This is a genomic window from Nostoc sp. LEGE 12454, assembly GCF_056620565.1.
The window spans coordinates 37687-60074 of the sequence record NZ_JBWQXL010000015.1; the positions used below are offsets into that span (position 1 = coordinate 37687).

19 protein-coding genes are annotated in these 22388 nt (G+C 41.3%); 8 read left to right on the forward strand and 11 right to left on the reverse strand.

All coding sequences use genetic code 11. The features are described from left to right. Positions 1–124: 124 nt before the first annotated feature. From AC1F2U_RS17500 to AC1F2U_RS17515, 4 genes are read left to right on the forward strand one after another with little or no spacing between them, the layout of a single operon-like run. Entirely contained in the window at positions 125–1300 is a 1176-nt protein-coding gene (locus tag AC1F2U_RS17500) for an RBBP9/YdeN family alpha/beta hydrolase (RefSeq protein ID WP_480262256.1), read from the forward strand. After that, positions 1300–1497 (forward strand): hypothetical protein, encoded by a 198-nt coding sequence (locus tag AC1F2U_RS17505; RefSeq protein ID WP_480262257.1) that lies wholly within the window; start codon positions 1300–1302, stop codon positions 1495–1497. Before AC1F2U_RS17500 ends, AC1F2U_RS17505 begins: the two co-directional genes overlap by 1 nt. Continuing rightward, entirely contained in the window at positions 1497–2936 is a 1440-nt protein-coding gene (locus AC1F2U_RS17510; RefSeq protein ID WP_480262258.1) for a caspase family protein, read from the forward strand. Before AC1F2U_RS17505 ends, AC1F2U_RS17510 begins: the two co-directional genes overlap by 1 nt. Beyond that, positions 2930–4621, forward strand: coding sequence for a tetratricopeptide repeat protein (locus AC1F2U_RS17515; RefSeq protein ID WP_480262259.1), 1692 nt, complete (start codon positions 2930–2932; stop codon positions 4619–4621). The genes AC1F2U_RS17510 and AC1F2U_RS17515 overlap by 7 nt, the downstream gene beginning before the upstream one ends. Before the next feature lie 239 nt (positions 4622–4860). Here the strand turns inward: AC1F2U_RS17515 and AC1F2U_RS17520 are convergent, their stop codons facing one another. From AC1F2U_RS17520 to AC1F2U_RS17550, 7 genes are all read right to left on the reverse strand, one after another. Next, entirely contained in the window at positions 4861–5202 is a 342-nt protein-coding gene (locus AC1F2U_RS17520) for a hypothetical protein (protein ID WP_480262260.1), read from the reverse strand. A 54-nt stretch (positions 5203–5256) separates the two neighbouring features. Further along, complete coding sequence (locus tag AC1F2U_RS17525) at positions 5257–6750, reverse strand: catalase (RefSeq protein WP_480262261.1); 1494 nt, start codon at positions 6748–6750, stop codon at positions 5257–5259. Positions 6751–6957: 207 nt separating this feature from the next. Next, positions 6958–8331, reverse strand: a complete 1374-nt coding sequence (locus AC1F2U_RS17530; protein ID WP_480262262.1) for an alkaline phosphatase family protein — start codon at positions 8329–8331, stop codon at positions 6958–6960. A gap of 11 nt (positions 8332–8342) precedes the next feature. After that, positions 8343–9569, reverse strand: a complete 1227-nt coding sequence (eboE, locus tag AC1F2U_RS17535; RefSeq protein ID WP_480262263.1) for a metabolite traffic protein EboE — start codon at positions 9567–9569, stop codon at positions 8343–8345. A 147-nt stretch (positions 9570–9716) separates the two neighbouring features. Then, entirely contained in the window at positions 9717–10649 is a 933-nt protein-coding gene (eboC, locus tag AC1F2U_RS17540; RefSeq protein WP_480262264.1) for a UbiA-like protein EboC, read from the reverse strand. Between the two features lie 88 nt (positions 10650–10737). Further along, positions 10738–11646: a TatD family hydrolase gene (locus AC1F2U_RS17545; RefSeq protein WP_322712138.1), complete on the reverse strand. Its 909-nt coding sequence runs from the start codon at positions 11644–11646 to the stop codon at positions 10738–10740. A 214-nt stretch (positions 11647–11860) separates the two neighbouring features. Continuing rightward, positions 11861–12739: an EboA family metabolite traffic protein gene (locus AC1F2U_RS17550; protein WP_480262265.1), complete on the reverse strand. Its 879-nt coding sequence runs from the start codon at positions 12737–12739 to the stop codon at positions 11861–11863. 462 nt (positions 12740–13201) lie between these two features. Here AC1F2U_RS17550 and AC1F2U_RS17555 point away from each other — a divergent pair, with 462 nt between their 5' ends. Further along, complete coding sequence (locus AC1F2U_RS17555; RefSeq protein ID WP_480262266.1) at positions 13202–14404, forward strand: 3-dehydroquinate synthase; 1203 nt, start codon at positions 13202–13204, stop codon at positions 14402–14404. Between the two features lie 194 nt (positions 14405–14598). Here AC1F2U_RS17555 and AC1F2U_RS17560 read toward each other — a convergent pair whose 3' ends face one another. The 4 genes from AC1F2U_RS17560 to AC1F2U_RS17575 form a co-directional block, all read right to left on the reverse strand. After that, entirely contained in the window at positions 14599–15222 is a 624-nt protein-coding gene (locus AC1F2U_RS17560) for a hypothetical protein (protein WP_480262267.1), read from the reverse strand. Between the two features lie 129 nt (positions 15223–15351). Next, positions 15352–15657, reverse strand: a complete 306-nt coding sequence (locus AC1F2U_RS17565; protein WP_480262268.1) for a HigA family addiction module antitoxin — start codon at positions 15655–15657, stop codon at positions 15352–15354. 13 nt (positions 15658–15670) lie between these two features. Further along, positions 15671–15964, reverse strand: coding sequence for a type II toxin-antitoxin system RelE/ParE family toxin (locus tag AC1F2U_RS17570; RefSeq protein WP_480262269.1), 294 nt, complete (start codon positions 15962–15964; stop codon positions 15671–15673). A gap of 78 nt (positions 15965–16042) precedes the next feature. Further along, positions 16043–16741: a YdcF family protein gene (locus tag AC1F2U_RS17575; protein WP_480262270.1), complete on the reverse strand. Its 699-nt coding sequence runs from the start codon at positions 16739–16741 to the stop codon at positions 16043–16045. Between the two features lie 312 nt (positions 16742–17053). On the opposite strand from AC1F2U_RS17575, the gene ctpB reads away from it, so the two are divergent. From ctpB to AC1F2U_RS17590, 3 genes are all read left to right on the forward strand, one after another. After that, on the forward strand, positions 17054–18394 hold the full coding sequence (gene ctpB / locus AC1F2U_RS17580; RefSeq protein ID WP_480262271.1) for a carboxyl-terminal processing protease CtpB: 1341 nt from the start codon (positions 17054–17056) through the stop codon (positions 18392–18394). A 148-nt stretch (positions 18395–18542) separates the two neighbouring features. Beyond that, positions 18543–19532 (forward strand): glycosyltransferase family 2 protein, encoded by a 990-nt coding sequence (locus AC1F2U_RS17585; RefSeq protein WP_480262272.1) that lies wholly within the window; start codon positions 18543–18545, stop codon positions 19530–19532. Between the two features lie 573 nt (positions 19533–20105). Next, the gene (locus AC1F2U_RS17590) at positions 20106–22103 is read left to right on the forward strand and encodes a putative bifunctional diguanylate cyclase/phosphodiesterase (protein WP_480262273.1); all 1998 of its coding nucleotides are present in this window, start codon (positions 20106–20108) and stop codon (positions 22101–22103) included. Positions 22104–22388: the final 285 nt, after the last annotated feature.

The following is a 22388-nucleotide window of genomic DNA, read 5'->3' on the forward strand; positions in this document are numbered from 1 at the left end:
TGGTCGCCGAGCGCAGCCGAGGTGAGGCAGGAGGAAACCTCTCCCATGTTCGCGCAGCGTCTTGTAGAGAACATATTGCAATTTTTAATTAATAATTTTTAATTTTTAATTGGAGCGAAGCGACTTGACTACCGTAATATTTGTACATGGCACAGGCATTAGGGAACGAGAATACAACGAAACCTTTCAGATAATTGAGCAAAAGATTCACGCCCAACGTCCTGATATCAAAGTTGCTCCCTGCCTTTGGGGTGTATTAGGTGCAAAGTTCAATGATAATCGGGCATCAGTACCCTTGGAAGATGCAACACTGGCTTTATCTCAAAGAGAAGAAGATGCAGATATTGTATTGTGGGGGCAATTATACCGCGATCCTCTGTATGAATTGCGGCTGTTGTCCTTGAAACCGATTGAGTCAGGAAATCCCTTTGGGGAAGAACCAGGGGATGTTTTACAATCTCGTGTAGCGAGTCTCACTCCGGCTTCTCAACTGGAAGCTAAGTTGCAAGAGGCGGGAATTGCAGAGGTATTTGAGCCAGCACGAGAGGCGGTTATCCACAGTGAACCGTATGAACGGGCGTTGCTCACAGTTTCCGAATCTGATTTGAGTGAATATTATGCACCAATAGCTAGAGCAGTTGTGGCTCAAGCAATGTTTATTAGCGAACTGCAAGAAAAATTTCCCCCCATACTCACCGATGCCCAATTGCGCGATAAAGTTGTCGAATTGCTGACTCTGGCTTTGACAGAGGCGGAGTTAGGATTGGGTGGCTGGTTATTAAAGCCATTTGTTGCACTAGCACAGCACGGCGGAACAAATTATGTCAGAGGAAACCGCCTTGAGTTAACTGATAAAATTTCGCCTATGCCTGGTGATATTTTGTTGTATCAGACGCGGGGTGAAAAGATCAGGGCGTTTATCCAAGAACAAATTGCCCAAGCAGAACCGCCAGTGGTTTTAATCGCCCATAGTTTGGGAGGTATCGCTTGTGTAGATTTGCTAGTGCAGCAGCAGTTGTCTCAGGTGGAATTATTGGTAACAGTTGGTTCCCAAGCACCATTTTTATATGAGATTAACGCTCTCTACAGCTTAGAATATGGGCAGTTATTACCAGAGCATTTCCCGCAATGGTTGAATATCTACGATTTACGGGATTTTCTTAGTTACGTGGGTAATAGAATTTTCCCTGATAGAGTGCAGGATGTGGTAGTGGATAGCAGACAACCATTTCCCCGTTCCCACGGTGCTTATTGGACAAATGCCAAAACCTGGGAGGCGATTATTTCGAGGTTGCCATAATGGTTTACTTTTTACGGTATCTAGAAAAACTCTCTTCCAAAAGGCGGAAATCGGCGGTTAGAAACCGCGTCTACACAGACAAAACCCGCCTACGCGGGTTTGAAAGCCTTAATTTTCCATTAGTCCGCGCAGGCGGACTTCGTTTGTGTAGCCGCGAATTCCATTCGCCGGGGCTTGGTGCAACATTATGCAGTTGATGGCTAAACCTGAGCGGACATTTGGCTTAATTGTGGGTATTGAAAAGTACCACGAAACTGCTTGGAATGTAACTGGAGGGGGGCCAGCCGATGACGCGCTGAAATTTGCTCGTTGGCTGCATCTGCACGGTGTACCGAAAGAAAATATCCGGTTATGTTTATCAGCACTGGAAGAAAATCATCAGTTAATTGGGGAATGTGGGTTAACTGTAGAGTTAGCAACAGAGCAAAATATCTCCGACATTGTGACTAACTTTTTATCCCCAAAGTCGGGGGATTTACTCTACATTTTTTGGGCGGGACATGGTTTGATTACCTCAGAACGAGAGCGTCGGTTGCTTTGTGCTGATGCTAATAAACAGAATTGGCAGAATTTAGATTTTAATTCTTTATTAGTTTTGTTGGGTTCCGATAAATTTCAGATTCGTAATCATATTTGTATTATTGATGCCTGTGCCAATTATGTTTTAGAGTCGAAGGGGAGACCAACTAATTTAGGTGGCAAAGTTTTTTTGAATGGACAGCCACATAAAGATAGTCAACAATTTGTGTTACTGGCTACGCGGGAAGGAGAAAAAGCTGAGGTAAATTCTGAAAATAAAACAGGTTACTTTTCTCAAGCTGTAAGAGAGGCTTTTGCCGCAGCTAATGGGAATTTTCCGCCGAATATGAGGGAAGTGACTGAGGCAGTTAAGCAGCGATTTAGCAGTTTAGATAAAAAACAACTGCCGACTTATTTTTATTCCCGCAGTTGGAATGGAGATATTGAAAAATCTCATTTCAACCCGTTTGATATCCCGCATAATATTCAACAGAGTCAAGCTCGTAAATTTGTTGGGAGGGATGAACAAATAGAACAATTGCGTCAGCTATTACAAGCAAATGATGTTGTGGTAATTAGCGATGTGACTGGACAAGGCGGGGTTGGTAAAACAGAGTTAGCTATTCAATACTCATGGCAATATTTGGAAGATTATTCTGGCGGATGTTGTTGGTTAAATCCCCAAGGTATTGATTTGGGAACCCAGTTAGTAGAGTTTGGAGTTGTGAATTTACCTAACTTTAATCCACCAGATGGTTTAAGCCTAGCAGGTCAAGTTGCTTATTGCTGGAAGAATTGGCAACCAAGCAAAGTTTTATTAGTGTTTGATGATGTCAAAGACTGGAAGCAAATTCAACCCTATCTACCACCTAAAGGTTCTCGGTTTAAGGTTTTAATTACCACTCGTCAAAACACAGGGTTAACATATCCATCACTGCCGTTAGATAAATTGTCAGCAGATGGAGCATTAGAATTATTAACAACCCTGCTGGGAAAAGATAGAGTTGAGAAGGAATTAGAGTTTGCTCAAGGACTTTGCAGGTTTGTGGGTTATGTACCTATTGGACTTTACCAAATAGCAGCACAATGCCGAGAGCCAGGGAGAGTATTATGCTAGCAGATATCCTCGCACGGCTACAGAAGCAAGCATTAACAGGCGAGTCTGGTGTAGTAGCAGCTTTTGAGCTGAATTGGCAATGTTTAGAACCAGAAGCGCAAAAATTAGCTTGTCTGTTGAGTTTGTTTGCTTTGGCTCCTATCCCTTGGTCTTTGGTAGAATCAGCAGCAAGTGCTAGCTCTTTGGAATTTGACCTGAAAGCTAATTGCATTGTTTTAGTTGAGCATTATTTGCTGCAAGAATTGGCAGATGACACTTACCAAGTTCACGAAAGCATTCAGGAATTATTACAGCATAAGTTAGAAGAGTTTACTGAAGCAGATCAACTCAAGCGCGGCTTTTGTCAGGCAATGGTAGCCATAGCGCGAAATATTCCTCAGACACCCACATTGAAAGAAATTGCTCAAGCAAACCTTGCCATCCCTCACCTTGCAGAAGTTACCACAGTTGATCAAGATTGGATCAGCAATGAAGATTTAATTTCGGCTGTTGTTGGCTTAGGTAAATCTTACGCAGGACAAAGGACTGACGAGCAAGTTTTACTTTGGTACGGGGAAGTTTTAACTTGGTATGAACAAAGTTTATTAGCCACAAGAAAACGCTTTGGAGAGGAATACCCAAATGTAGCAAATAGCCTAAACAATTTGGCAGGACTCTATAGTTCACAGGGAAGGTACAGCGAAGCTGAACCTTTGTATATCCAAGCTTTGACGATGAGAAAACGCATACTGGGGGATGAACACCTAAATGTAGCAAATAGCCTGAACAATTTGGCAGAACTCTACCGTTTACAGGGAAAGTACAGCGAAGCCGAACCTTTGTACATCCAAGCTTTGGAGATAGACAAACGCCTACTGGGGGATAAACACCCAGATGTGGCAATTGACCTGAACAATTTGGCAGGACTCTACGATTCACAGGGAAGGTACAGCGAAGCCGAACCTTTGTACATCCAAGCTTTGGAGATAGACAAACGCCTACTGGGAGATGAACACCCAAATGTAGCAACTAGCCTGAACAATTTGGCAGAACTCTACCGTTCACAGGGAAGGTACAGCGAAGCTGAACCTTTGTACATCCAAGCTTTGGAGATAGACAAACGCCTACTGGGGGATGAACACCCAGATGTGGCAATTGACCTGAACAATTTGGCAGAACTTTACCGTTCACAAGGAAGGTACAGTGAAGCCGAACCTTTGTACATCCAAGTTTTGACGATGAGAAAACGCCTACTGGGGGATGAACACCCAAATGTAGCAACTAGCCTGAACAATTTGGCAGAACTCTACCGTTCAGAGGAAAGGTACAGTGAAGCCGAACCTTTGTACATCCAAGCTTTGGAGATAGACAAACGCCTACTGGGGGATGAACACCCAGATGTGGCAATTGACTTAAACAATTTGGCAGGACTCTACGATTCACAGGGAAGGTATGGCGATGCCGAGCCTTTGTACATCCAAGCTTTGACAATGACAAAACGCCTACTGGGGGATAAACACCCAGATGTAGCAATTAGCTTGAACAATTTGGCAGGACTCTACGATTCACAAGGAAGGTACGGCGAAGCCGAACCTTTGTACATCCAAGCTTTGGCGATTGCTGAACAACAGTTGGGGGTAAATCATCCCAATACAATAACCATTCGTGAAAATCTGGAATACTTGCGGGGGAATCGTCAGCCTTGATTCAGGAGAATGGTTGCTTTTGTTTCCCATTGGTTTCAGTAATTTAGGTAATCTGCATCGGCTATATTACCCGCCTGGGATTCAAATCTTAGTCTAATAAGTAGGCAACATAATTAATTACACAATGTCATTGCAAATGCAGTGAAGCAAAATAATGCGATCGCAACCCCTAAAACTACTTCTCTACGATATGCTTTGCGAAGGGTGCGATCGCAATTACTGTAAATATTTTTGTTTACCTACTTAATGAGCCTCTGAACTCCGTCAACGAGTATTTTATCTCCGTTAACGAGGCTTTTATCTCCGTTAACGAGTATTTTATCTCCGTCAACGAGTATTTTATCTCCGTTAACGAGTATTTTATCTCCGTCAACGAGTATTTTATCTCCGTCAACGAGTATTTTAGCTCCGTTAACGAGTATTTTAGCTCCGTTAACGAGTATTTTAGCTCCGTTAACGAGTATTTTAGCTCCGTTAACGAGGCTTTTATCTCCGTTAACGAGTCTGTTTTCATTGATCAAATCCCCGACTTCTTCAAGAAATCGGGGATCTAAATCTAGCTTAAGTACGTAGCTTACCATCCGGTGTTTCGGTGCGTTAGCCTACGGCATAACACACCCTACGAAACTACGAGGCTACCAGTTACCTACAGGTTGAGCAGTAGCACCCAGCATTGAGGGATCGATTGAAATACCCAATCCTTCAGCTACACGACGACCATAAGAAATATCTGCCCGGAAGAAGTGGCAAAGTTGACGCATTTGGATGTCTTGCCTTGCTTGACTCAGACTACCGACAATATTTTTAGCAAGACGCTCTTGCTGTTCAGGAGTTAGTAACCGATACAAATTACCTGCTTGGGTGTAATCGTCGTTTCCTTCACGATGACTGTAACGATCGACTGTGACATCGCCCAAATGACTAGGTGGTTCTGCATAAACTGGATTTTCTTTAGGCGTACCCTCAGCACTATTCGGTTCATAGTTAGGAACGCTACCGCCGTTGTTCCCCGATGCCATAAAGCCATCTCGCTGATAATGCATCACTGGACATTTGGGCTGGTTAACGGGTAGTTGCTGATAGTTACCACCCAAGCGATACCGTTGAGCATCTGGGTAAGAAAAAATTCGAGCTTGAAGCATTTTGTCAGGAGAGAAACTAACGCCAGGAACCACCGCACTAGGGCTAAAAGCAGCTTGCTCTACTTCGGCAAAATAATTCTCAGGGTTACGATTTAGCTCTAATATCCCGACTTCAATTAAAGGATATTCTCCTTGTTTCCAAACTTTGGTCAAGTCAAAAGGATTATCTGGATGTTTTTCCGCTTGCTCCTCGGTCATCACCTGAATACACATCCGCCACTTAGGATAGTCTTTTTTAGCGATCGCTTCAAACAAATCGTGAGTCGCATGATCGGGATCTTCGCCCTTAATCTTAGCCGATTCTTCCTCAGTCAAGGTTTGATGCCCTTGCAGAGTCTTAAAGTGAAATTTACACCAGACGCGATCGCCCTCGGCATTAATTAAACTGAAGGTGTGGCTACCAAAACCGTCCATGTGGCGATGGGTTTTGGGAATTCCCCGGTCTGAAAAGAGGATTGTCACCTGGTGAAGCGATTCTGGACTGAGTGACCAAAAATCCCACTTTGCATTCTGGTCTTTGCAATTGGTTTGGGGATTGCGCTTTTGGGTATGGATAAAATCAGGAAACTTCAAAGGGTCGCGGATGAAGAAAATAGGGGTATTGTTACCTACAAGATCCCAGTTACCCTCCTCAGTATAAAACTTGAGGGAAAAACCTCTAGGGTCGCGCTCGGCATCTGCTGAACCTTTTTCTCCTCCGACTGTAGAAAAGCGCAAGAGAAGTTCCGTTTTCTTGCCAATTTCAGAAAAAAGTTTGGCTTTACTGTAGCGGGTAATGTCATTGGTAATAGTCAAAGTGCCGTGAGCAGCCGCACCTTTAGCGTGGACAACTCTTTCAGGAATACGTTCTCTGTTGAAATGAGCCAGCTTTTCTATAAGGTGGAAATCCTGCATTAATACAGGGCCACGCGCTCCAGCCGTGAGTGAGTTCTGGTTATCGCTAACTGGAATACCATCAGCAGTTGTCAAGTTTTGGGGTTCAGTCATGGGTAAAGAAGCTCTCCATGTAAGTTACTCAGATTGCCCCCAGTAGATTTTAGTCAGTAGATTGACGGTTGCCTACTGATAGAACAATCTAATTCATAGTCATAACGAGTTTATATAAAAAGCATACTCGATATGATTATGAATTACCAGAAACTTTTTTGTATTTTGGGAGAATATAGAGGCTATATATTGCCTCTATGCTGCTTTTCAGGTATTTAAATGTTTGAGAATCAACGAGCAAACATCTGTCGCCTCAATTTGATGTTCGTCAACTAGGTGAGTTTGATGGGTGATAAATAGAGGCCCTTCATCTGAAGAAGTGGTAACGTTACCGTGAGAACCACGAACTAGGGAAGCATCCAGAGGAATTACGTCCATTAAGTAGCGAAAACCCAGTTGTTTCTTAAGTAACTTGAGAGCAATTTTTCCTTGAGGAAATTTAATCTGTGGATCGAGGAAAAGTTCTACAGGATCGTAACCAGGTTTGCGGTGGATATCTACAGTTCTAGCAAAATCAGGCGCTTTTGCATCATCGAGCCAATAATAATAGGTAAACCAAGCGTCAGATTGAGCGATCGCCACCAACTCTCCCGATCTAGGATGATTCAGATGGTAGGCTTGTTTACCCTCTTCATCCAATACCTGCGCCACGCCTTCAGTTGCTTCTAAAAGCGATCGCACTTTCGGGATATATGCCGGATCGTTCACATATACATGAGCAATTTGGTGATCGGCAACGGCAAAGGCAATGCTAGCACCAAAATCGAGCAGTTCTCGCCCTAATTCCTCGCGTACAGCAATTAAACCGTTTTCCCGTAGTACGCGGTTCAAATCCACCGCTTTAGAAACTGGGGTAATGCCATACTCAGAAAGAATAATTACTTGAGTGTTGCGTGCTTCAAAATATTTAATTAAATCGCCACAAACAGCATCAATTTCTTGCAAATCTGCTTTAATTTGTGTTTGATTGTTACCAAATTTTTGCAGACAGTAATCTAAATGTGGTAGATAAACCAGTGATAATGTCGGGCTGTAACGTTCCTCAATCCATTTTGCGGAATTGGCAATCCATTGGCTAGAACTAATGGAAGTTTTTGGCCCCCAAAAATCGAATAAAGGGAAGTTGCCTAAATCAGATTGAATTTGCGATCGCACATCACTAGGATAGGTATAAATATCAGGTAATTTTCTCCCATCTGCGGGATACATTGGGCGCGGTGTAATCGCATAATCTGCTGTAGAGTACATGTTGTACCACCAAAAAAGGTTGGCACAAGTGAAATTTGGATCGATTGATTTAGCTATTTCCCAAACTTTGGGAGCCTGCACTAGTTTATTAGATTGCCGCCAAAATTTCACTTCACACTCATCGCGGAAGTACCAACCATTAGCGACAATTCCATGTTCATCAGGCAATTTTCCTGTTAAATAAGTAGCCTGAACCGAACAAGTTACAGCAGGTAGCACTTTTTTGATGGGAACCATTTGCCCTTTAGCCGCCCAAGAAGATAAAAACGGCGTATTTTCTCCTAGTAAACTGGGCGTTAATCCGACAACATTTAGAATAACTGTCTTTTTCATAAATTTACTTTTTAATTTGCAGCGAATTCTTTTAATACCCACTCATATTCACGTTGAATAGAAGTCAGCATATCTATCTTCATTTCTGATGGCAATACATCCCAAGTGTAAGTTTCAATTTCTAAATGTGAGCAAGCATCATTTGTCTGAAGTAGTTGTAAAACAGTAGCAATATCATCTTGCGTAGATTGCAAAATTTGATAATCATGAATAAAAATTGGGACATGGAAGTGAGTACGCCATTCTTCAGCTAGAGATTGCTCTAAATGTGGTAATGCAGTGATTAAGTCAGGATAGTGATGGAGTGTACTATCACTGCGACGTTCTATTACCTGGTGAAGATAAGTAGATTCTGCAAAAGGACGTAAGCGTTCAACTATCAAACTACGCTTCTCAACCTCCGCAGGTATTTTTACTTTAATTGCAGCGCTGATTTGAATTTTCCCAATTTTAATTCCTGCCGATTGCAAACGCGTAAATACTGAATTTGGCTGCTCATATTCAACTGAAAAATGGCAGGTGTCATAGCAAACCCGAACGTGTTCTAGCAATTTAGTCTCTGCTAAATTCTGCTCAATATTTAATTTTTCTGATAAATAACTACCACCGATTGGCAATAACCAATTTTGATAGAAGTCAATTACTTCTGAGGTATTTTCAATCAACCCATCAGGCTCAGGCTCTAAATCAATATGGAGTATCTTGCCTCTTTCTTCACCGATGCGAATCATTTCTACAACAACTGATGCTATGTTCAAACAACTCTTTTTCAGAACCATCTCGAAAGTTGCTTGGTCTTTTACCCACCAAGGTTTATAGGATAATGGTAGTGTAGAAATTCCACCATCAAGTCCTTGGGGTAACAGAGCAGCTAAAATATGTGCCAAGTTTAATGTATAATTAGCTCGTTCTTGTGTAGACCAATCTGGTGCATAAACTTGGTCTTTTACCACCTGTCGATGAAATCCGCCATAAGGGAATCCGTTTAAGGTGAAAACATATAAATCTTTTTGAGTTAACCAAGTTTGAAATTGAGCCAAGTTATTACTTTCTAAAAGTTCTTTTGCAGCAACATCTGCTAACCTCAAGCCAATACCAAAAGGTTCTGTTGGCGATAAACGTGATTTGAGTTCGGGAATATACTTTTCTAAATTGGCGAAAACCTCTAGCCAACTTTCACCAGGATGAATATTGCTGCAATAAGTTAAGTGAAAATTATTGTTTTTTGTAATTTTCATTTTCTAGCTCTATCCCTTGTATATGTAATCTGTTTTCTTTGGCTTAAACTGTTTCACAAAATACTTGCTACATATTTATGGTTAGGGGCGCATGGATGTGCGCCCCTACAACCGATCAATGGCATTACTGGGTGTATACATTCTAATTTAAGTAACAGCAAATACTTTTGCTAACTTCATTGAAATTGGTAGCAAGATTAGAACGAATAAACCGTAATACAAACCAGCAAAACCAGATGCAATGGTTGCATCTAATACTATTAGAGATAAAACGCCTATTTTTACAGCATTGCGGATATTTTCGGCTATCGGTTCCCGCGCCGCTTTGATAAAATTAGGCAAGATTCTGATAGCTAAGAAAATAGCAAATGGTAAGGCTGCGATCGCTCTATACTCTTCTAATAATCCTAAAGCTAAAACTGCTGTCAAAACTATTGCAATTAGCAGTAGTGCTAGTACTCCCGTAATCTTCTTACCTCCATGAACTTCACCCTGACTAATTGCGGTGATAGCAGCAATATAAAGAACAGGAATCAATGCTAAATACCAACGTTCTCCGATTATTTCGGGTACAGCACTTACACCTAATAATAAGTTACTGCCACGACACAAACCCATATTTAAAGGGCCGAAAAAAGGATGATGTTTGGCGAGTGAGTTATAGAGGAGGCATGAAAGAGTAATAAATGTTGCGATCGCACCACTCAACAACGATACTTGAAAAGCAGCTATAATCCCGATTGCAAACAGTATACTCCCCAATAAAGTAGCATTTTCACGAGATACGCGACCACTAGGAATTGCTCTATTTGGTCGTTCTTTTGCATCTAATTCTGCATCAAAAACATCGTTAAAAACTATCCCACCACCATATAAACCAGTTGTAGCTAATAACAACCAAGCTAATGGAATTACTATGGAAAAACTTGCTTCTCCATTCATTAATTGAACAAAAATAATTCCAGAACCAGAAGCAGCAAAACCAAGAAGAATATCCGCCCAAGCAGTAACAATATTAGCGGGACGCATCAATTCCAGATAACCTCGCCAGGTTTGAAAATTTAAGCTTGCAACATTCACTTATCTGCCTCCATGCCTAGTAACCTCTCAAAATAAACCGCATATTACAGATTAACCAGATATTTATACACTCCCCACTCTCAATTTTCTATTCAATCAACACAAAATCTGAAACTGATTTAATTCCTGGTTCTTGTCCCCGTAGCACAGAATTACCACTGAACATTTGACGTTGATCGATAGATTGAGGATTGAGCCAATCTGAAGCTTTCATTTGCCCAGTTTGACTGTAAGCAGCTAGGGCATTTTCATAACAAACTGCTCGTACATGTTCTTCAGGAATACCCCTATCTAACATCAACTGAGCCGTTTTGGGAACTGCCAAAGGATCGCTAATACCCCAATCAGCACTACTATCTACAATGATGCGATCGCATCCATACTTGCGGACAACTTCTACCATTCTGGCGTTACCCATCTTTGTCTGTGGGTAAATCGTAAAAGCCGCCCAAAAACCACGTCCTAATACTTCTTCAACAGTTTCTTCGTTGTTGTGATCGATAACTACTTGTGAAGGATCTAAGCCATATTCAATACAGCGATCCATACTCCGACTAGCACCCGCCTTCTTGTTACGGTGAGGTGTATGAATTAGTACTAACGTATCGAGTTCTTTGGCTAATTCTAACTGTTGACAAAAGTACTTATCTTCTGCTTCTGTCATGTCGTCATAGCCAATTTCACCAATAGCAACAACTCCTTCTTTACAGGCATAAAGTGGTAGCAGTTCCATAACTTCAGCTGCTAGCGCTTCATTGTTAGCTTCTTTCGGATTTAGACCGATTGTACAGTAGTGTTGGATGCCAAACTGACTAGCACGAAACCGTTCCCAACCCACAAGACTACTGAAGTAATCTTTAAATGAGCCAGCGTTAGTTCGGGGTTGTCCTAACCAAAAGGCTGGTTCAATAACGGCGACAATTCCATATTCCCGCATTACTAAGTAATCGTAAGTAGTACGGGAACACATGTGAATGTGAGGATCGATAAACATCATGGTTTTAATAATTGGGTATTGGGAAAGAGGAGGCAGGAGGCAGGCGGCAGAAGGCAGAAGGCAGAAGGCAGAAGTACTTTAATTTTGAATTGATTTCTCCCTCATCCACACTGCCTACTCCCTTCTATTTGTAAACAAAAAGGCGTTAGCGCAGCTCGCACTTCTCTACGAGACGCTGCGCGTAGCTTGCTTCTCCGGAGGAGTACGACAAAGCTCAGTGACCACCAGAGGCATCGCGGCTAAAACTGTTCCAAGTCAGATTACCTTGTTGAATGGATGACTGTAAATCTGGGTAACGGGAAAGTAATGCTTGCGCTTGGGGTAAAGGAGACTCGGCACAAGCTAACGCTGCTGCTTCTTGCTCGTGTGTATCCCCATTAGTCAGTACTTTTTCTAAATCTGTGATGATTGTACTATCTGCAAATCGTCCTACAGGTCGCCAAAGTTCTGGTGTAACTGAGCGTTTAGCTGCCCAACGTTCATGGGCATAATCTGCCAACATCCTTGCCAATTCTGGGTTAGCACGCCGATCTAGCCCCCAAATTAGATGCAACGGACTGCCGACAAACACAGCCTTCAGCACCATCTGATTCCAAGCAGCATTATCTAAGTAATTTGCTGGATAAGGGTTACGCAGTGCTATAGCTTGAAATACATTACTCATATTGCTGCGAATTCCCTCAGCAGTACGATGGCGATGTAGCTCTGGATGTGGTAACAGTGGCAAACTTTGATAAAGGACAACTAACTCCCCCATATCGGCAGTGGAGAAGACTCGATCGAGCGATCGCACATAGCCCTCAGCATCATCGTGGGGCAAAGCTAAAAGCAAAAGTGTGCGACCTGCTTGATCTACACTCCAATTACCAGGATACCAGCCGGGAATCAGATCCTCTGCTGCTTCCAAGTCTTGGAATGTTAGCTGCAAATCCTGTTTACCTAGATAACGCGGCACAGCACTAAAAGCCGTAAAAAACACACTCTCAGCAGCGCCGCTAGCAATCTGTGCCTGCTTCTGTTCCAACCAAGTAAAAGCTTTCTCTGAAACAGACTTTAACAGCCAGTGATGCAGTAATTTGTTTACTTTACTCATGATAAATTCAGGATAAGTTGCCCAACTTCTTTGTGACAACCAAGTATAAAATATAGCACTAAACCTAATATTTTGGGTTTGAAGCAGTTAGATAATATCTTACTGGGATCGTAACTTCACTGAATCTATAAAAATCTCCTGACTTTAAAGAAGATACTGTAAAGATACCATTTTGATTAGATAAATTCTCAAATTATCTTACGGAAAAAAATTAGAATTTTATGTAATAACGATCCCCATTACTAACCTCAGATATAAAGCATAAGCATTAATATAAATTGTAAATTCATGTTATTTTAAATTTTATCTATTAAGTGAAATACTTCAAAAGTATGATTGATTTAGTAAATAGATTTGTCTAGTAGTTCATTTAAATCTTGAATTACGTGATGGATTTATCATGTCTATTTTAGTGGCAATAGTGTATCTATTTACAGTTACTTAAAAAGTAATAATATTCAAATGGCTATTCAACAAAAAAGCGCTCTTAATCTACAACCAATTAACCAATGTGTCCGTGTTACCTTCAATTATGATGTTCACTTCACTAGAGGTCTGTTTGAATTAGATAATCCTTTACTTGCACAAGCGATCGCCGCAGATGGGGAGATAAACCCGAAACAAGTGCTAGCTGTGGTAGATGCAGGCTTTTTACAATATCAAGATGGGCTGTTAAAAAAATTATCAGCCTATGCCCAATGTTATGAGGATGTAATAACACTGAGTGGTGAACCGATAGTAGTTCCAGGTGGAGAGGCAGTCAAGAACGATTCTAGATTTATAGAGCAAATTCATCAGCAGATCAATGCAGCTGGATTGTGCCGTCACTCTTACGTTTTAGCAATTGGAGGTGGAGCCGTCCTAGACATGGCAGGATATGCAGCAACAACGGCTCACCGAGGAATTCGGCTACTACGAGTACCAACAACAGTATTAGGGCAAAATGATTCGGGTGTAGGAGTCAAGAACGGAATCAACGCCTTCGGTAAGAAAAACTTTTTGGGTACATTCATGCCACCTTATGCTGTCTTGAATGACTTTGATTTTCTTACTAGCCTCGACGATCGAGATTGGCGATCGGGTATTGCAGAAGCGGTAAAAGTAGCGCTGATTAAAGATGCAGATTTCTTCGATTTCATTATGACTAATGCCGAGAAATTGGCTAATCGAGACATGGACATAATGGAAAGACTGATCTATCGTTGTTCTCAGTTGCACTTAGAGCATATTGCTGGTGGTGGCGATCCCTTTGAAATGGGTTCATCGCGTCCTTTAGATTTTGGACACTGGGCTGCTCACAAACTGGAGCATTTAACTAATTACAGCTTACGTCATGGTGAAGCTGTAGCGATCGGCATCGCTTTAGATACAACCTATTCATATTTAACAGGGCAACTCTTGCAATCAGAGTGGCAAAGGGTTCTAACTACGCTCAAAAAATTAGGCTTTACTTTGTACGTATCAGCATTGACAGAGCAATTAGATCGACTAGACCATCCGCATTGTATATTTAGGGGACTTACCGAGTTCCGCGAACATTTGGGAGGAAAATTGACAATTACCCTTCTACAAGGAATCGGAGAGGGAATAGAAGTTAACCATGTGGATTTGTCTTTGTATAGAGATGCTATTTTCATGCTGAAAAATTGGGAACTTTTGCATTGATTTATCCCTTGGATGCAATTGCAGAATGCCTGCCAATCAACGAAGCTAGTCGCCCGATACCTATATGAAAAAATTAGTCCGGTGCTTGTAAAGTTAAAGCCGATAAATGTTACGAATATTATGGCGATCGCGTCATATACAAGCACCAAAATTTTTACATAATGCCTTCTAACAAGAATAAGGAAGCTTAATAACTAGTTATTGAAAAAATTTTTGACTAGTAAAAAATCTTTAGCATTTTCTATATCTGGATTTCTTTCATTATAAAGATTACGATCTTCAAAATAACTATATCCATTTATTGCTCTATATTCATCAATACCCAGTAATAGCGCTAGTTCATAAGCAGCTTCTTGTCCCAGAAACTCAATATCTCTATTTTTATTAGATATTAAGATATGAGACATTGATTGTAAGGTAGTACTTGGTAGACAGTATTTTAATAATTTATCTGGAGTACCTTTAAATCTTTCTCTTACAGCATCATTTACATAATCAAAACCAAATTCAGATGCTTCAGGATCGTCATAAAACTCATCTACTAATTTTCCTGTGTCGTATACTAAATATATAAAATGTAAGCCAGGAAAAACTATAAAAGCGAATGCTACAGTTAAAAGACTGGCAGATAAATTTTTAGAAAAGTTACTAATCTCAGTATATTTAAATTCATAATCAGACATCCGATCGTAAACCGTAATCCAACCATTTTTTGGAGGAGATACATAAGCCTTTGTTCTAGTTAGGTTTTTAACAATGTCTACGACATTCTCTATTGAACTAGAACAAATTTGATAGTTGACAAATTTCTCTCCCATATTTTTATACTTGTTTTTTATAAAGTAAATATGACAACTTTTTTAAAGTATAGGGTTTGTAGTAATCACTTTAGTGCTTAGAAAATAAGGGATAAAGTGCTTACTACGAACTTGCTTTATTTTTAAGCGCTACTTCGTGCTTCTAAATTGCAAAATACTTTTTAGTTCCTCTTCTTCTTCCTTGAGAACGTGGTAAAGTTCCCAATTTTGTTGGAGGTTTAACCAAAACTCTGAGCTATTTCCGAAAAATTTTGATAACCTTATTGCCGTACTAGGTGTCATACCTCGCTTTTGATTTACAAGCTCATTTATTCGTTGATAAGGAACGTGAAGTGCATCTGCAAGTTCTCTTTGGGTTATTCCCATTGGATCTAGAAAATCTTTAAGTAATATTTCACCTGGATGTGATGGGTGTCTATACTTTGGAACTCTCATTTGTTGTTATCTCCTAATGGTAATCAACTATTTCAACTTCTGATGCACCTTCGAGTGTCCATATAAAGCAAATTCCATATTGGTCATTAATCCGAATGCTATGCTGACCTTTACGTTCACCTTTTAATACTTCTAACTTGTTACCCGGTGGAACTTTAATATCATCTAGAGATAACGCTGCATTAAGTTGATCTAATTTTCTACGTGCAATGTCCCAACAATATATAGGACATTGCTTTCGAGCTTCCTTTGAGTCATTGCCATCAAAAATATTTTCGGTTCCTCGATCCTTAAATGATCTTATCATAATTAGCATGATAACACGGTTATCATGCTAGCAAAAAATGGAGTAGCATCATACTCCTCTGGTAAATTCCCATCTCCCTTATCTGCTCAACCCCCCTTGGTGTTCGCAATGAAAACCTCGATGCTCCCAAGCTTGCATATCTACATCAGTAAGTTTTGTCACATTTGAGCATTGCGGTTGAATAATTTGACTTAAAATTGCCCAAAATAAGCTGCGTGTTACATCTAATCCAGTTTTAGTCCAAGATTCCTGATTACCAGGAATACCCAATTCTTGAACAATTTTTGGCTCTACCCAAATACCATGAGCGCCCAAAAGAATCTGTGCCATCCATTTAGCTCTGGGTAAATGACTGGGCGAAGTAATCAACATGACTTTATGCACTCCCCAACGGCGCAGAATTGGAATACTATAATAAAAATTTTCAAAGGTAGAATTCGCGCAGTTTTCTAACCAAACGTTTTGTACCTCTGCTAATTCCGCCTGAAAAATTAACCGTATACACGGATCTGGGGAACCATGAGAAATTAAAATTGGGGTTTGTGGGTATTGTTTTGCTAGTTGGGCAACATAAGTTTCTCGACGAATACTGCCACCAAGCACAAAGAACGCATCTCCTGGCTGCGAAGAAGCAAAAACTAAGGTTATAGTAGTAAAAATCAGCCAAACACCCAGGACAACGTACAATCCACCACTGAGTTTTTGTAACAATTGCCACAGATTAGTAGATTTTTTTTTAATAGAAATTAATGATTTGATGGTAAATTTGCGTTTCATGACTTAAGTAAGAAAAACTGATTTTATTGCTGTATAACAGTACTGCAATTCAGTGAGCAAAGTGCTATCTTATAAAAGTAATCTAGAATGCAAAGATGACGCTAATAAAAGTGTCACACGCTCAGTATAGCCTTCCGGAGTAGACTAACAAACTGAGAAATGATTGTTAATAACTAATGCGGCATTTTGGGCATCATTTAAAGATAAAAATGATGAAGGAGCATAGTTGATTCTGGGGTATAAAAACTTAAAAATTTCTGGAAAGCCTGATTGCTAAACTGTCAACAACACAATTATTCCAGCTAAGTATACATGAACCAATCTGCGAAAAGTTACTCACCGCTCCAAGTAGCCTTGATTGGTGGAGCGATCGCCACAACTGCTACCATGTCTGTGTTCGGCCCCGCTTGGACTCGTGGTGTCCGTGCTGCTCTAGCCCTACAAGACAGCCCAAAAGTGATAGTTGACCAAGTTTGGCAACTGGTAAATCATGAATATGTTGATGGTAAATTTAATCAACAAGATTGGCAAGCAACCAGGCAAAGCCTGTTGAGCAAAGACTACTCTTCTAAGGAAGAAGCATACACTGCCATCCGTGAAGCTTTACAAAAGTTGGGAGATCCTTACACTCGGTTCATGGACCCCCAACAGTTTGAAGCTCTGACTAGCCAAACATCAGGGGAAGTCTCTGGTATCGGCATTCGGATGGAAGTGAACGAAAAAACTCAGCAACTCACCGTTGTCGAAGCCATAGAAAACTCTCCGGCGCTGAAAGCTGGAATCAAAGCAGGCGATCAAATCTTGGCAATTGACGGCAAATCCACTCTCAAAATGAAAGTGGATGATGCTTCTAAGCTCATCCGTGGTAAAGCGGGTACTCCCATTAAGCTGCGATTGGGACGCACGGGTCAAAATGCCTTTGAATTGAAGCTGACAAGGGCAAGTATTGAAGTCCCAACGGTACGCTATACCCTCAGACAAGAAGGGAATCGCCGCGTTGGCTATATCCGTTTGCGGGAATTTAGCGCCCACGCCGCAGACCAAATGCAACGAGCCATCCGCGATTTGAACACCAAGAAAGTTGATTCTTATGTCTTGGATTTGCGGGGAAATCCTGGCGGTTTGTTGCAGGCAAGCATTGAAATTGCTCGGATGTGGTATAATGACGGCGGAATTGTCAAGACAATAGACCGTGTGGGCGGCACTGAGGAAACTAAAGCCAATCGCACTGCTTTAACAAATCGTCCTTTAGCGGTCTTAGTTGATGGTAATTCAGCGAGTGCTAGCGAAATCCTCACAGGGGCGCTCAAGGATAATAAGCGGGCAGTAGTCGTAGGTGGTCAAACCTTTGGCAAAGCTTTAGTTCAATCAGTTCATGAACTCGCAGATGGTTCCGGCTTGGCTGTCACTATTGCCCATTACTACACTCCGGCGGGAACGGATATTAACCATAAAGGGATTGCCCCAGATATCAAGCTAGACTTGACAGAGGCACAAGAGCGGCAGTTAGCTTCTAATCCCGATTTAATCGGAACGAAGAGCGATCCGCAATATGCGCGTGCGATCGCAATTCTATCAAATAACAACTTTGCCCAGCCGCCAGCAAATCAGCCCACTCGACCCATGAGCCGCGCCGATAACCTGAAATTTTAAATTGACGCGAATGATTTGTTTCCAGGTGTTTATATAGTAGTATTCCCAAATCCAGATTTTTGGAGTTATGAAAACTGCTTGATATGCCGTTCCAAGATTTTGGTTTGGGAATACTAGCTACTAATCCCATCTCCAAAATCTCAAATTTATGAATCATCAGCCAGTTGATGCAACCACCGCCACCAGCTTTTTACCAATGGTGTCGGTGGTTGTTCCTATTTATAACGGTGAGGCAGATTTATCAGAGTTAATCAATTGTCTGTTGTCTCAAACTTACCCAAAAGACCGGGTAGAATACTTGTTGGTGGACAACAACAGTAGCGATCGCACTCTCACCATCCTGAAAACGTCTGCCGAAAATTGCCCAATTACAATTCGCCCCTTAAGCGAAACCCAAATTCAAAGCTCTTACGCTGCTCGTAATACCGGGATTCGCGCCGCTACGGGTGAAATTATGGTTTTTACCGATGCAGATTGTCGCCCACAACCACAATGGTTAGACACACTAATTCAGCCTTTTGTCAACGCAGAAGTAGTAATTGTTGCTGGTGAAATTTTGGCACTACCAGGCACAACTTTGCTAGAACAACACGCAGACCGTCAAGAAACTTTATCGCAAAAGCATACCCTTAACCATTCCTTTCGTCCCTATGGTCAAACAGCTAATTTGGCGATTCGACGCATTGCTTTTGAAAAAGTGGGTTTATTTCGCCCCTATCTAACCACTGGTGGTGATGCTGATATTTGTTGGCGGATTTTGGGGGAAAACATCGGGCGTTTGGAATTTGCCCCAAATGCGATCGTTCAGCACCGCCACCGCGCTACACTTCAAGAGCTGCAAAGTCAATGGCGGCGTTATGGATGTTCAAATCGCTATTTGCACGAACTGCACGGTGTAGATTTAATGCGAGAGATGACACCCAGAGAATACGGCTATCGCTTGGCACGTTGGTTATTGAAGGAAATACCAAGAGATGTTAAAAAGGCATTGGCGAAGCCCGCCCCAGGCATTGTTAGTCAAGCCACTCTTGTAGATTTATTAAATACCCCCATTGGTTTATTCACAGCTAGGGCGCGTACTGCTGGACAAAGAGACACCAAGCTACCAGAGAATGCCAAGATAATTGCTCGACTGTAACTAAAAAAAAGGGCGTTGCTGATTTAGATGTGTAAATCTTGGTATAGAGACGTTGCAATTGCTAGTCTCTAGAAAGGTTTTGAAATTACGCAAAATCATTTTCATACCTGAATTTAGTCACACCTGAGCAAAAACGTTCTTGTCAGTCTAGAAGCATTGATTGAGAACCTTATTCTTTCCTTAGCTCACAAAAGCGAATGTATCTTAAGAAGTATTTGCAAAAGTAGGTAAAGCAAATATGCTGTTATTGATCTTTGGACTTTAGTACCTTGTATTTAATAAAATAAAAATTTCAGTAGGTAGGGCTTGTTGCCACTCAGGACTTTGTTTGGCAATAAATATGGCTAAAAGTTGATTGAGGCTACACAAATTTGATTGCTTCGTGATTATTGAAAGATAAATTAGTAAATCAAAAAACCAACTTCTTTAATATTTATAAAGTGTCCGCTCTTTCAAGTAACCTTCTCTCCTTGCCTGCTCAATAGCGTCTGAAGTCTTGAAGAAAGCATGAGGTTTGCTTCCACTGCTTTCTGCATTCACACTTACGCTTTATAGTTTTGTGAGTTGAGCAACATGAAAGTGGATGGATTTGATCGACACATAGATAAATTGTGGTTACAGATACAGGAACTATTAAAATACTATGGAACTAAGCTGAACTCACAACAGGAGATGATAACAGAGGCTTTCGAGGAACTTAACACCGCAATGGAAGAACTATTGACAGCTTCCGAGGAGTTAAAGGTAACACGAGCGGCAGTAGAGAAAGAGCGCCAACGTTACCAAGACTTGTTCGAGTTTGCTCCAGATGGTTACTTGGTAAGTGATACCCACGGAATAATCCAAGAGGCTAACCATGTAGCAGCAACTTTGCTCGGTGTCCAACAAAAATATTTAGTAGGTAAACCATTAATTCTTTTTATTGCTCAACAAGACCGCCAGTCCTTTAACTATCAAATAAACAATTTGCAAGAGATAGTGAACTGGGAAATTCACTTACAGCCACAAAGAGGAAAGCCTTTCCCTGCTAATGTGAAAGCGTCTGTAGTATACGATGTAGTATACGATCTTGAGAAGAAGCACCTTGGCTGGCGTTGGCTGTTGTGCAACATTAGTGAACGCAAACAAGCTGAAGAAATGTTGTACCGAGCTTACAGTGAGTTAGAAATACGGGTGGCGGAACGAACAGCGGAACTGGTAAAAGCAAATCAGAAATTGCTAAATGAAATTACAGAACGTAAAAGAGTCGAGTCACAACTACTGCACCTTGCTTTTCACGATACACTGACGGGTCTGGCAAACCGCGTTGCATTTATGAACCGCCTAAAACATGCGATAAATTATTCAAAACGGCATTCAGATTATCTATATGCTGTGCTATTTATCGACCTAGATCGGTTTAAGGTGATCAATGACAGTCTTGGACACCTAAATGGAGACCAATTGCTACTTGCGATAGCAAGTAGACTACAAGTATGTGTACGCTCCATAGATACAGCAGCGCGGCTTGGGGGAGACGAATTTACAATCCTGCTTGAGGGAATCCAGGATATGTCAGATGCCATCAAAGTCGCTGAACGGATTCAGAAGGAACTAGCATTACCCTTTGAACTTGACGGACAAGAAGTCTTCATCACGGCAAGTATTGGCATCGCGTTGAGTTCGACAGTAGACTATCAACACCCAGAAGAACTGTTGAGGGATGCAGATACAGCAATGTATCGAGCCAAGATGATAGGCAGAGCGCGTTATGAGCTATTCAACTCAGATATGTATGCTGATGCTCTAGCGAGATTGCAGTTAGAGACTGATTTGCGGCGAGCAATTGAACGCGAAGAATTTCGGGTTTATTATCAACCGATTGTTTCGCTCGCTAGTGGCTCTATTTTAGGTTTTGAGGCTCTATTGCGCTGGCAGCACCCAGAGCGTGGTCTACTTAATCCAGCAGATTTTATTTCCCTAGCAGAGGAAACTGGACTAATTTTCTCCATTGGCAAATGGGCTTTGCATGAAGCCTGCCGCCAGATGCAAGTTTGGCGGGTATGTCATCGTTCTAAATTACTAGAGAAAATTAGTGTTAATCTCTCCGTCAAGCAATTTTCTCAGCCGGATTTGATAGAGCAGATTGGACAAATTTTGCACTCAACTGGCCTTGATGCTGGCACTCTAATCCTAGAGATTACTGAAAAGGCAATTGTGGAAAATGGCGATAAGGTAACTACCGCAATTTTACAACTTCGAGAGATGGGCATTGAGTTATCAATTGATGACTTTGGTACAGGCTACTCTTCATTAGGTGGTCTTTATAACTTTCCGATTAGTGTGTTGAAAATCGACCGTTCTTTCATCAGCTTGATGGGCACTAATAGTAAGAATTTAGAAATTATTGAGATAATTGTCACTTTGGCACACAAGCTAGGTGTGGATGTGCTTGCCGAAGGGGTAGAGACAAAAGAGCAACTATTAGTTCTAAGAAAGTTAAACTGTCAATATGGCCAAGGACATTTTTTCTCAGTTCCGTTAAATAGCTCGGCAGCAGAAGCATTAATTATGGAAAATCCTCAATGGTAAGGGTTATTAAGAAATTCGTAATTGATAAGAACGCTCTTTTCATTCTCATAGCAATCATGAATCATAGCTACTGGAGACTGCCTGACTATATGGTCGCTTAGTTTGATTCAAGACGAGCCAACTTTTCTTAGCAGTAGCCAACATGAAACCATCAACTGTTGGGATCTTACTATAGGGGAATGTTGAAAAACTTTGCGGCCACCCCGTCCCGATGAAGGCACGATCGGGCACAGATGTGAACTTTAAAAGCTTTTGAGGCGGTAGAGGTGAATTCAAGTTGCTCAA